Below are 12413 nucleotides of genomic sequence, written 5' to 3'. Positions count from 1 at the left end.
CCCCCCCCCCCCCCCCCCCCCCCCCCCCCCCCCCCCCCCCCCCCCCCCCCCCCTTTTGAGTCTCGTGGGCTCGGAGATGTGTATAAGAGACAGGGATCACCATTGATGACAATGAATGCCATTATCTGAAAGTATTGTGCGATGAGGTGTTTGGGCGAGCAAATTTTGTGGCAAACGTGGTTTGGCAAAAGAAATATGCTGTTGCCAATGATCACAAAACTATTGCCCCTATGCACGATCACTTACTCGTTTATCGCAAGAGTGATCGGTGGCAGCGAAATCTCATTCCACGAACTGCGGAGAAAGATCGCCAATACAAATACGAAGATGAAAAGGGTGTATTTCGTCCAGACAACTACACCTGCAGCAAATCTGCCGATGAGCGCCCCAATCTTTATTACGCAATCGTGCAGCCAAATACTGGCGATGAAATTTGGCCAAGTAAAACACGTGTTTGGTCCTACTCAAAGGAAGAGCACCTTAGACATGTAGCTGAAGGCTTCATTTATTGGGGAAAAGATGGGCTTGGCAAGACTCCATCCTTTAAGCGATACAAGCACTTGTTGCGCAACCAGGGAGTGGTCCCTCAAACTCTGTGGTCGCACGAATATGCAAGCCATACCGACGCTGCTCGAAAAGAGGTTCGCGCAGTTTTGGGCAGCTCATCATTGGCCGATGATTTCATTACCCCGAAGCCAGAAGGTCTTATTCAACGCGTACTGGAGATCGCTACCAATCCCGGCGACCTAGTTCTTGATTCCTTTGCTGGTTCCGGTACGACTGGCGCGGTCGCTCACAAGATGGGCCGCCGCTGGGTCATGGTCGAGCTGGGTGAGCATTGCCACACCCATGTCATTCCACGTCTCCAAAAAGTTATCGATGGAGAAGACAAGGGTGGCATTACCGAAAGTGTGAGCTGGCAAGGCGGCGGTGGCTTCCGCTACTACAAGCTCGCCCCTAGCCTGATCGTCAGCGACCGCTGGGGCAATCCGGTCATCAACCCCGAGTACAACGCCGCGCAGTTGGCGGAAGCCCTCTCCAAGCTGGAAGGCTTCACCTATGCTCCATCGGAAGTGCAATGGTGGCAGCACGGGCATTCCAGCGAACGGGACTTCATCTACGTCACCACCCAGAACCTGTCTGCGGAACAACTTCAGGCGCTGTCAGAGGAGGTGGGCAGTGATCAGAGTCTGCTCGTCTGCTGCGCGGCCTTCCATGGTGTTACCGCAGCAAGGGCATCCGAGCGCTGGCCGAACCTGACGCTGAAGAAGATTCCGAAGATGGTGCTGGCCCGCTGTGAGTGGGGCCACGACGATTACAGCCTCAACGTCGCCAATCTGCCAATCGCCGAGAAGACAGAGCCGGCCAAAGAGCCTGGGCCTGCAACCGGCGCTGCCACACGCAAAACCAAGAAATCCGCTGCCACGAACGCAGGGCAAGGCGGTCTGTTCGGGGAGAACGAAGCATGAATGCACGCGTCCAGAATGCCGTCACCGGCCGACTGTCTCTGCGTCCTCCGCAGGCTGAGTCTCTTGCCAAGCTCGTGCGTGCCATCGAAGCCGCGCCAGGGTTGCTTGGCCACGACCGAGATGTGGCGGCCATCCTTGCCACGCTGAAGGCGGATTTCCCGACGCTGGAAGACTTTGAACGCGAGTTCCCCTCGCTGTGCTTCTCACTGGCCACAGGCGTGGGCAAGACACGGCTGATGGGCGCGTTCATTGCCTACTTGCACCTGGCGCATGGCATCAACAACTTCTTCGTGCTGGCGCCGAACCTGACGATCTACAACAAGCTGATTGCGGACTTCACGCGCAACACGCCCAAGTACGTGTTCAAGGGGATCGCCGAGTTCGCGCAGCAGCCGCCCTTGATCATCACGGGCGACAACTATGATCAGACGGGTGCGGCGGTGGACGATCAAGCGATGGGCTTGGTCCACGATGTGCGCATCAACATTTTCAATATCTCCAAGATCAACTCCGAGGTGCGTGGTGGCAAGGAGCCGCGCATCAAGCGGATGAAGGAAGTGCTGGGAGACAGCTACTTCAACCATCTGGCGAATCTGCCCGACCTCGTGTTGCTGATGGATGAGTCGCACCGCTATCGAGCAAGTGCCGGGGTGCGCTCCATCAATGAACTGAATCCGTTGTTTGGACTTGAGGTGACGGCCACGCCGTTTGTGGAGTCTACGCGTGGCCCGGTGCCCTTCAGGAACGTGATAATGGATTATCCGCTAGCGCGGGCGATGGAAGATGGCTTCGTTAAAGAGCCAGCGGCCGTGACGCAGCGAAATTTCGACGCCAAGGCGCGCTCGGTTGAGGAGATTGAGAAGATCAAGCTGGAGGACGGTGTCCGCTTGCACGAGAGCACTAAGGTAGAACTGCTGACCTACGCCCGAGAAAACGGCGTGAAGGTGGTGAAGCCATTCATGCTCGTCATCGCTCGGGACACCACCCACGCCGCGCAGCTCAAGACGCTGATTGAATCGTCGGCCTTTTACGAAGGGCGCTACGCGGACAAGGTGATCCAGGTGGACTCCAGCCGTTCCGGGGCCGAGGAGGAACAGATGATTTCCAAGCTCCTAGCAGTGGAAAGCGTCGATGAGCCCACTGAGATCGTCATCCACGTCAACATGCTCAAAGAGGGCTGGGACGTGACGAACCTCTACACCATCGTGCCACTGCGTGCGGCCAACGCACGCACCCTGATCGAGCAGTCTATTGGTCGCGGCCTGCGCCTGCCCTATGGCAAACGGACGGGCGTTGCCACGGTGGATCGACTGAATATCGTCGCGCACGACAAGTTCCAGGAGATCATCGACGAAGCGAATCGAGGCGACTCGCCGATCCGATTGAAGCAGGTAATCTTGGAGGCGCCAAGCGCGGACGACAAAAAGGTGAGCGTGCAGGTCAACTCGGGCGCGATGGCACGGCTTGGCCTGACCGAAACGCCCGCCATTGCCACCAGTCCAGCCAACGAGGGGGCCGCACCGGTTACCACGCCTGCACCTGTATTCACCACGGAGCGGGAACTCCAAGCCGCTCGCGTGGTGATGGATGTGATCGGCAAGTATGAGGTGAAGCGTGATCTCGTCCCAACGAGCAACGCGCTACTCTCCCCAAAGGTGCAATCGGCCATCTTGGCGGAAGTGACTGAGCTATTGAAGCCCGCTCAAGGAGATTTGCTGGCTGGCGCGGATGATGCGGCACCTGCTCTAGATTTGTCGGCAGTCGTGTCCAAGACCACCGAAATCGTGGTTCAGCAAACCATCGACATTCCGCGAATCGCTGTTGTACCCAGAGGAGAAGTCACCACCGGATTCCACCCCTTCAAGCTGGGTTCGCTGCCCAACTTCCAGCCAGGCCAACGAGAGATCGTTGGTCAAGAGCTGCGCACGAACCATCAGTTCACGTTGAGCCGAGAGGCGGGCATCAGGGAGCAGCGCTTCGAGGACTACATCGTCAAGAAGCTAATCGATTTTGACGACATTGACTATTTTACGCAGGCTGAGCTGCTCTATGACTTAGCCGGTCAAGCGGTAGACCACTACAAGGCACAGAACTACTCCGAAAACGAGCTGCACGAAGTGTTTGACACCTATGGCGCAGAGCTGGCCCGACTGATTCGGGCCGAGATGATGGCCCACTTCTGGGAAGAGGCCACCGAGTACGAGGTGCAGGTTAGCCGAGGTTTCACTGAGCTCAAACCATGCAACTATACGGCGGTCGCCGGACAAACGGCGCACCACTTCCGCGAGACGGTGACTGAACTGGGCAAGATCAAGCAGATGTTGTTTGGTGGCTTCTCACGATGTCTTTACCCGCTACAGAAGTTCGACTCGGATACAGAGCGCCGCTTCGCGGTCATTCTGGAACGCGATGCCTTGAAGTGGTTCAAGCCCGCTAAGGGGCAGTTTCAGATTTACTATAAGCTGGGCAGTGAGCAGCCGGAGTACGTCCCCGACTTCGTTGCGGAGACTGACACTATGATCTTTATGGTTGAGACCAAGAAGCGGGAAGATTTGACTTCGGATGAAGTAAAGTCGAAAGCTGCAGCCGCGTCTCGCTGGTGCAAGCATGCGTCAGATCATACGGCATCGGTTGGGGGGAAGCCATGGTGTTACATGCTGGTGCCCCACGACACCGTTGTAGAGTCAAGGCGGCTGACTGACTTCTTGCAGTTTAAGGTGCAGTGTTAGGGTAGGTTTGAACAGATATTAAATTCGCAGGAGTAGTGCCTAAAAAATTTCTAGCTGCTTACCTTGCGCTATAAGGCATATAACTATTTAGATGGCTGGCGATCCAGCCATCTATCATTTCAGACTTTAATCAGTGAATGGACCTGTACTTTAGTGCAAGTCTATCGACTTTCTGACAAGACCAGCTTGTTGACGCTTACAGGGAGGCATAAAATTCTTATCCTCTTTTAGTTCAATGACATACCCTCTTTGGAGGGTATTTTTATTTGGGACTCGGATGGATTTGAACGCACTGCTGGCCAGTTTCGCCTCCGCTTTTGGCCAAGATCGACGGGTATTGACTTTGCAGCTGGGCACCGGGCAGATCGCCGCCGAGCAGCTGCTGCCGCTGAGTCTGCAGGCCGAAGAAGGTCTGTCCCAACCTTACCGCTATACGCTGACCTGCCTGTCGCCGGATACCCATCTCGAACTGAAGTCGCTGCTGGGCCAGCCGGCGCGCATCGGCATCGAGGATGCGGCGGGCGGCGAGTCCATCCGTTGCGGCGTGGTGAGCGAGGCCAGGCTGGCCGGCGCCGATGGCGGTTTCACCAAGTACGAACTGACCATCGAATCGCCGTTCGCGCTGCTGCGCCACCGCCGCACTTCGCGCGTGTTCCAGGACCTGACGGTGCCGGACATCATCCAGCAGATCCTTTCCGAACATCAGCAGGCCAACCCGGCCTTCGCTCGCGTGCAGACGCTGTCCATCCAGGTGCAGCCAGCCCAGCCGCGCAGCTACTGCCTGCAATACCGCGAGAGCGATTACGAATTCATCGTGCGCCTGATGCACGAGGAGGGCTACGCCTGGCGTTTCCTGCATCAAGACGACGATGGCCCGCAGGTGCAGCTGGCGGTGTTTGACGATTCGCATAGCCTGCCGGCTGCCCCCTTGAGCCGGGTGCGTTTCCACCGCGCCGACGCTACCGAAGACGAAGATGGCCTGACCGAATGGCAGGCCGCGCGCCAGATCGTGCCCAGCAGCGTGGCGCTGGCCAGTTACGACTACAAACCCGTCTCCACCCAGCACAGCGAAGACGGCAGCCGCATCGAGCAAGGCCAGGCCGGCCAGTCGCTGCAGAGCAGCCTGACCCACTACGACGCGCCGGGCCTGTATTACGCCGGCGACGATGAACAGCTGGGCCGCTACGCCCAGCTGCGCCAGCAGGCGCATGACCAACAGGCCAAGTCCTTCAGCGCCAGCGGCACCGTGCGCGGCTTGCAGCCGGGCGAATGGTTTCGCCTGGACGACCATCCGGCGCACGAAACCGACAGCCCGCAACACCGCGAATTCGTGGTCACCGAGCAACGCTTCCAGGTGCGCAACAACCTGCCCAAGGATCTGGCCCAGCACGTCGGCGCCCAAACCGACGTCGCGCCGTTCACCACGTCCCTCCAGACCCAGCGCCGCGGCATTCCGTTGACCCCAGCCTATGCCGACACACCGCTGGCCAAACCCAAATCGCGCGGCGTGCAGACCGCCACCGTGGTTGGCCCGGCCGAACCGACAGACCAGGTGGCCGACGAGATCTACACCGATGGTCAAGGCCGCATCAAGGTGCAATTCCACTGGCAACGGCCAGAGGAACATAAAACCTTCGGCGCCAACCTCGACGACAAATCCAGCTGCTGGCTGCGCGTGGCCATGCCCAGCGCCGGCGCCGGTTTCGGCCACCAGTTCATCCCGCGCATCGGCCAGGAAGTACTGGTCAGCTTCATCGAAGGCGACATCGACCGCCCCTTGGTTACCGGGGTGTTCTACAACGGCAGCCACCCCACGCCGGATTTCAGCGGTGCCGGCGCCCTCCCGGCCAACAAGACCCTGTCCGGCATCAAATCCAAAGAACACCAGGGCGGCGGCTACAACGAGCTGCTGTTCGACGACACGCCCGGCGAAGTGCGCGCCAAGCTCAGCTCCGAATCCGGCAAGACCCAGCTGAACCAAGGCTTCCTCAGCCACCCGCGCAGCAACGGCAAAGCCCAGCCGCGCGGCGAAGGTTTCGAGCTGCGCACCGACCAGCACGGCGCCATCCGCGCCGCCCACGGCCTGCTGTTGTCCACCGAAGCGCAAAACGGCGCCGGCGGCAAACAGCTGGCGCGCGAGCATGCGCAAAGCCAGCTGCAGTCCGCCGTCGCGCTGAGCCAGGCGCTGGCCGAGACCGCCACCGGCCAGCTCGCCGACACCATGGAAACGGGGCCGGACAGCATTGGCGAAGACAATGCGAAAGCCGGCAAGAAAACCAAGGGTCACATGCAGCACCAACTGGATGCCCTGGCTGCTTGGGAGGCGGGATCGAACACGGACAAGGACGGCAAGACAGCCAAGGAGCAAGCCGGCCAACAGCCTCAATTGGTTTTGTCAGGCCCTGCCGGCATTGCCAGCGTGACTGAGCAGAGCCAAACGCTGACCGCCGGCACCAACCTCAATGTCGTCGCCCAGCGCGATGCCAACCACACCACCGGTCGGCGCTGGATTCACAATGTCGGCAAGCACATCAGCCTGTTTGTGGCGGGAGTGAAAGACAAGGTGGCGGTGAAGCTGATCGCAGCCAAAGGCAAGATCCAGATCCTGGCGCAGAGCGATGCGATGGAGCTGACAGCGGATAAGGACGTCACCATCACTTCCTGCAAGGGCAGCATCACCATCGCCGCCAAGGAAGAAATCCTGCTCAACGTGGGCGGCGGCGCTTATATCCGCCTTGCGGGAGGCAATATTGAGGTGCATTGTCCCGGCACCGTCAGCGTGAAGGGCGCAAGCCACAATCTGAGTGGTCCAGACAGACTCACTGTAGCGCATCCGGCCTATCCGAAGAATATTCCGAAGGAGCCCCTGTCACTGCATATGGATCAGGCACCACAGGGCGGGGGCTGCAGTTGGACGGGCATGCCATATACGCTGCTGGCCGATGGAGCCGAGATACAGCGCGGCATTATTGACGAGTCAGGCCATCTGAATGTTAAGCACGCGCCAACCACACAAAAATACACGGTGAAACTGGCCAATGGCGTCAAGTTCGACGTTCCCGTTGCCAACGAGTTGAGCAACCCCGAAAAGGGCATGCTGGCTAACGCGGGCTTCCATAAAGTGGATGCTGGCGGTGCGCCGCAAGATGGACGCGTTGAGACCGATGATCATGCTCGGGCACGTTACAACAGTCTGTTGAATGGTCGTGATGCTGGAGAACAGAAATGAGCGATAAAGCCATCGCCGCCCCGGTATGCACCAAGGAGCAGATGAAGGCACATCTGACCTTGCCTTGGTTTGTGCAAAAAAGTGAGTATCACCCTCACCCGGCGAGCTTCCACATCCTAGTCAATGGCGAGGCAGCTTTTGCTGCAGTCCATCACGCTATAGCCAAGGCCAAGCGCAATGTCTGCATCATCTGTTGGGGCTTCCAGCCATCCATGTACTTCATTCGCAAGGGGGCGGATATGGTGAAGTATGCGGATATTGGGGAAGCAGTCCCCGCGCAGATCGGTAAACTGCTGGAGCACAAAGCCAAACAGGGAGTACAGGTCCGCGTTCTGTGCTTTGCCTCCAAGGTTGGGGGCCTCTACATCAATACGACAGGAGCGACAGTAGAGGAATCTCAAACGCCAGGCCGTTGGGCGGTTGGAATCAAGGACAAACCCGACTTCGAGATTCCTGCGCAATATGACTACGACAAGCATTGGTATGCTTGGTACGACGAGGATCAAGCAGCTGCTGGTGCCTCTGAGAAACAGGTAAGGGATCGGCAACATCCAGAGATCCCGAGCCAGTACCTGCACTTCCGTAGCCGGGGTTTTGGCCCACGGACCCGCAAGCAAATCCTAACGCAGAGCTACGAAGACAAGGGGCTCAAGGATGCAACCAAGCGAACACTCGCGGTTGGCCCCAGCCATCACCAGAAAATGGTGCTGGTAGACTACGACGACGCCCAAAACCATGTTGGATTCGTCATGGGGCACAACATGCTGGACGAGTACTGGGACACCAATGAGCATAGTGCCAAGCGCAAGGCACCAAACCTGGGCCGCAACGGCACAGTGGGCCCACGCGAGGATTTTTCCAGCCTGCTGACAGGCCCGATTGTAGGCGACATGTTTCATAATTTCCGCCGCGCTTGGCGGGATGAAACCAAAGAAAATCTTGCGCTGCCTCCATGTGGCTTCGCATCCTACCAGCCGCGAGTGGACGGCAACGCCAATAAAGCAGCCATGGTGCAACTGCTGCGTACCCAACCGGAATACCAGAAGCAGGACATCAAAAAGATGTATCTGCAGGCTGTGAACAACGTCACCTCCTATATCTACATCGAAAACCAGTATTTCCGCTGGCCTCCCCTAGCAGAAAAGATAAAAGAGGCTGCCAAGGCGCAAAAAGAGTGCGGACGGCCATACCCGATCTACCTCTTCGTGGTGACCAATACCAGTGATGCCGGTGTAGGCGCGGGCACAGTCAACACCTACCGCATGCTGGACAGTCTGGGACGGGCGGATACCATCCCCGGCGTCGCCCGCGCAGAAAAGGCCGATGACCTGGAAGCCCGCCTGGGACAAGCCAAACAAGCGGAGAAAGTGGCGAGCATTATTCATGCGGCCAATATCATGAGTCCCGCCAAATTGAGAGAAAAGACCCGGCAAGAGCTGGAAAATGCAACCGCGCGGCGACAGCAGGCGGAAAAAGCCTACGAGGCGGCGCAGAATCCGGACGCGCCGGTGACTGCAGTTGAGCAAGCAGGCCTAAAAACCCATATCTGTTCGCTGGTGGCCATGGACTCACCCCCCAACCAATGGGCCGAAGTCTACATCCACGCCAAACTGATGATCGTAAACGATGCCTTCCTTACGCTTGGTTCGGCCAATATCAATACCCGCAGCATGCAAGTGGACAGCGAGCTGAATGCATGCCTGGATCGACCCGAAATTGCCAAGCCCTTGCGACAGGAATTATGGGGGAGGCATACCAACAGCTGGCCTGGCGCAAATCCTGATCGGATGGATAGGGAGGACGCTGCAAAGGAGGTATTTAAGGTATGGGAGAATATTCTACGTAAAAATAAATCTGCCATGAGCTATGGGGCAGCCCCGGTAGCACCACTCCGTGAATTTTTGCGCACAGACCCTGCCCGGAGCAACAGTGACTAAATCCAATATCTTTGCCCTGATTCTCACCCTGAGCCTGGCCGCCTGCAGCGGCGCCAAGGAGCGTTCCGTGCCCGATCTGAAAGACGTGGAGGCCAAGCTGGCCTTTACTTGCGTATACGAGAAAGACCATCTGCCAGCGCTGAATCCGGAAGCGGACCAGCTTTACCGCTACGCACGTTGGCTACACAAAAATCAAGTAGAAAAGGAAGACCCACTGCGCTACCCGGAAATGGAGCGCTACTACCGCATCGCTACGGCTTACGGCCATTACAAGGCCAACCTGGACCTGCGCGACATGATAGGTCGTGGCACAGCCTGGAGTGCCGATCCGGTCAAGGAAACGCTGGATCTGACACAAGAGTTGATCGATCGAGGCATTCCCGGCGGCTACTACGATATGGGGCGCTATCTCAAGGCTGGCTATGGCGTCAAGAAAGACGAGGAGTTGGCCAACCGCTACTACCGCAAGGCTGCAGACTTGGGCAACCCGGAAGCGCAGTATCTGGTCGGTGACAAACTAACCAATATGACAATTGCACATCCTGGACCATTTGCAATTGGCAATGAAATGAAAAAATGTGCCGCAGAGCAAGGGCATGGAAAAGCGGCAGCGGAATATGCTAACAATTTGATTTACGAGGGGAAATTGGCCGAGGCTGTGAAATTTTTTCAGCTTGCAACTAAATGGGGAGATGAGGCCGCACCTTATAACTTGCAAGTCGCTTTTGGTCCAATTGCAGAATCAAATAAAGAAAGGTATGGACTTGGTCTGAAGCAAGATGATGAACGCAGCCGTCGATATAAGATCATTAGCGACGTACTCAGCGACTACTCCTACGCCCACCCCTCCATACCGGAACTGGATGACATCGTGCCGCTGCCGCCAGCCCAGTTGCCATCCTGGGATGGCAAACTGAAATGGCTGGAAGACTTCAAGGCCAATGTCGCTCCGCCCAAGCCCAGTGAGGAACTGATTGAAAAGCTGGCCAAGGCTAAGGGGTTGGACCCGAAGACGGGTAGGCCACTCGGTAGCCAGGACTGAATCAAGCGCATGGATTGGCAAATCGGCCTGCTGTCATAGGCCGATTTTCTTATAGTACGCGCCAACGCGCACCGATGCGTGATGGCGGATCTGCTAGATCAAGTCGTTTTCATTGTGAATCTCGAAAGTTTAACCCTAGTCCAGCAACGCGCAGTTCAGTTCGCCATCGATAGCGGTGGCGAGCTGCAACTGGGAGGAGCTATGGGCCGTCCGGTGCGCCGCGATGTCGCCAAGCGGCTGGAGAAAATGGGCATCTTGGAGTGTGTCCACCGGCCATCTCGCTATGCTAACTGGTGGGTCTATCGGCTCGCCCCTGCCTACCTTCCGAAGACGCCGGAGCCGCCGGCGTTCTCCCACCAAAACTGGAAAAAGAACGTTCAGCTGGCCACACTGGCCAAGCCCATTCAAGAGGCGATTGGGAGCTGGGTCTCCTTGCCGACGGGGGTACATCCCAATGCAGAGCAACGTGCTGCACTATTGAGCCAGGTTCAAACCATTGCCAAGGCCTGGGGCGGCGAGTGCCTCTCTGACGACTATCTTGGCATGCAGAAGCACCTGGTCTTCCGCTGCGCGGAGGGGCATGTCTGGAAGCGTACCCCAACGACTCTGCTGGCCGGGTATTTCTGTCCGGAATGTGAAAACCGCAGTACGAAAACCCTGCAGCGTCTGAAGGCCTGGGCAGCTGCAAAAGGCTGGAGTTGTCTTTCCACTCACTTTGTTGATAGCACCACACCGATGCATTGGCGCTGCGACCAAGGCCATGAATGGTTTAGTTCTCCCCAGAATGTTCGCCTGTGCAAAGGCTGCCCAGAATGCTATCGACAGCGCCGTTACCATACCCTTGAGACCATGCATGAGCTGGCAAAGTCTCGGGGGGGTTTGTGCTTGTCTACACGCTACAAGAACGTAGACCACAAAATCACTTGGCAATGCCATCGGGGGCATGTCTGGGCGGCGCCACCCAGCCGAGTCATGCTTGGGAGCTGGTGCCCACAGTGCGCCATCATCAACCGTTTCTATCGTCCTGATGGCCCATTGCGGAAGAAATATGGGCTGTAGTGCTTGTAGTCGATTTTTTGCAGTCTACTCCGTAGCAAACCAGCACTAGTTAGAGCAGTCATTGTTAGCCAAAGCGCAGTACAAATCCTGCTAATTCTATTAAAATGTGCAGGGTTGAGTCTACGTACCAACAATAATAGTTTTTTAGTGCATTTTTTAAAATTTAAGCAGCCCTTTAGGTGGGGACGCGATTTAAATATATAGATTAAGGGTTTGGAGATGATTTTCTCAGGTGATGTGCCGAGAGAGCAGTTGACAATTAATGAGATAGCGGCTGACATTCTTGCGAGCTGCATTGAGTTCCATCATCGGGTTGAGCCTAGTAAAACTATTGAAGAGCTCGAGAATTTTTATGGCGATTATATCAACTTTGGAATTGCCTCTGGTGATAAGGCATTTGGCTATATTCAAGATCAGATAAGTAGTGGGAAAGGGGATGAAGTCAATATACAAAGAGCTTTTTTGTATATAACGCAAAGCTACGCAATTGAAGCTATCCAAAGCAATGCGCGTGGAGAGGAGAAGTTGGCTGAAAGGCTATTATTAGATGCGTGCTATTGGCTTGGGAATATGCGTAATTCATTTGGATCGGAGAAGACTCTCCAAAAAACTATTAAGAACAGTCGTAGTAGATTTGCAAAAATGGGTGGGCATGGTCGGGCGGAAATTGATCAACCCATACGTGAGGAGATTTACCGCTATGTACGGGATAATGGGCCGTGGGAGTCGAGAAGCAAGGCTGCCGCTGAAATATCAAGATACTCAATGAAGGAAGAATGTTCTCTTGTCCTAGTTCGAGAAAGAGTTCTGAATGGTAGATATAGAGAAGCTATTCCCTACAATACAGTATATGATCTGTCTCTTATACACATCTCCGAGCCCACGAGACTCAAAAGGGGGGGGGGGGGGGGGGGGGGGGGGGGGGGGGGGGGGGGGGGGGGGGGGGGG

6 protein-coding genes are annotated in these 12413 nt (G+C 56.6%); all 6 read left to right on the top strand.

Annotated elements, in window-relative coordinates; translation table 11 throughout:
• Positions 1-95: 95 nt before the first annotated feature.
• Positions 96-1469: a site-specific DNA-methyltransferase gene (locus JHD59_RS20480; RefSeq protein ID WP_368671633.1), complete on the top strand. Its 1374-nt coding sequence runs from the start codon at positions 96-98 to the stop codon at positions 1467-1469.
• Positions 1466-4198, top strand: a complete 2733-nt coding sequence (locus JHD59_RS20475; RefSeq protein ID WP_199155589.1) for a DEAD/DEAH box helicase family protein — start codon at positions 1466-1468, stop codon at positions 4196-4198. The genes JHD59_RS20480 and JHD59_RS20475 overlap by 4 nt, the downstream gene beginning before the upstream one ends.
• A 277-nt stretch (positions 4199-4475) precedes the next feature.
• The gene (locus JHD59_RS20470) at positions 4476-7427 is read left to right on the top strand and encodes a type VI secretion system Vgr family protein (RefSeq protein ID WP_199155588.1); all 2952 of its coding nucleotides are present in this window, start codon (positions 4476-4478) and stop codon (positions 7425-7427) included.
• Complete coding sequence (locus tag JHD59_RS20465) at positions 7424-9364, top strand: phosphatidylserine/phosphatidylglycerophosphate/cardiolipin synthase family protein (RefSeq protein ID WP_199155587.1); 1941 nt, start codon at positions 7424-7426, stop codon at positions 9362-9364. The genes JHD59_RS20470 and JHD59_RS20465 overlap by 4 nt, the downstream gene beginning before the upstream one ends.
• Positions 9357-10406 carry a sel1 repeat family protein gene (locus JHD59_RS23365; RefSeq protein WP_199155586.1) on the top strand — a complete coding sequence of 350 codons (1050 nt, stop codon included), beginning with the start codon at positions 9357-9359 and terminating at the stop codon, positions 10404-10406. The genes JHD59_RS20465 and JHD59_RS23365 overlap by 8 nt, the downstream gene beginning before the upstream one ends.
• Positions 10407-10487: 81 nt before the next feature.
• On the top strand, positions 10488-11465 hold the full coding sequence (locus JHD59_RS20455) for a hypothetical protein (protein ID WP_199155585.1): 978 nt from the start codon (positions 10488-10490) through the stop codon (positions 11463-11465).
• Positions 11466-12413 lie beyond the last annotated feature (948 nt).

This window comes from Chromobacterium sp. ASV23, assembly GCF_016428945.1.
GTDB classification, from domain to species: domain Bacteria; phylum Pseudomonadota; class Gammaproteobacteria; order Burkholderiales; family Chromobacteriaceae; genus Chromobacterium; species Chromobacterium sinusclupearum.
This window is presented reverse-complemented; position numbering and strand designations above follow the sequence as displayed.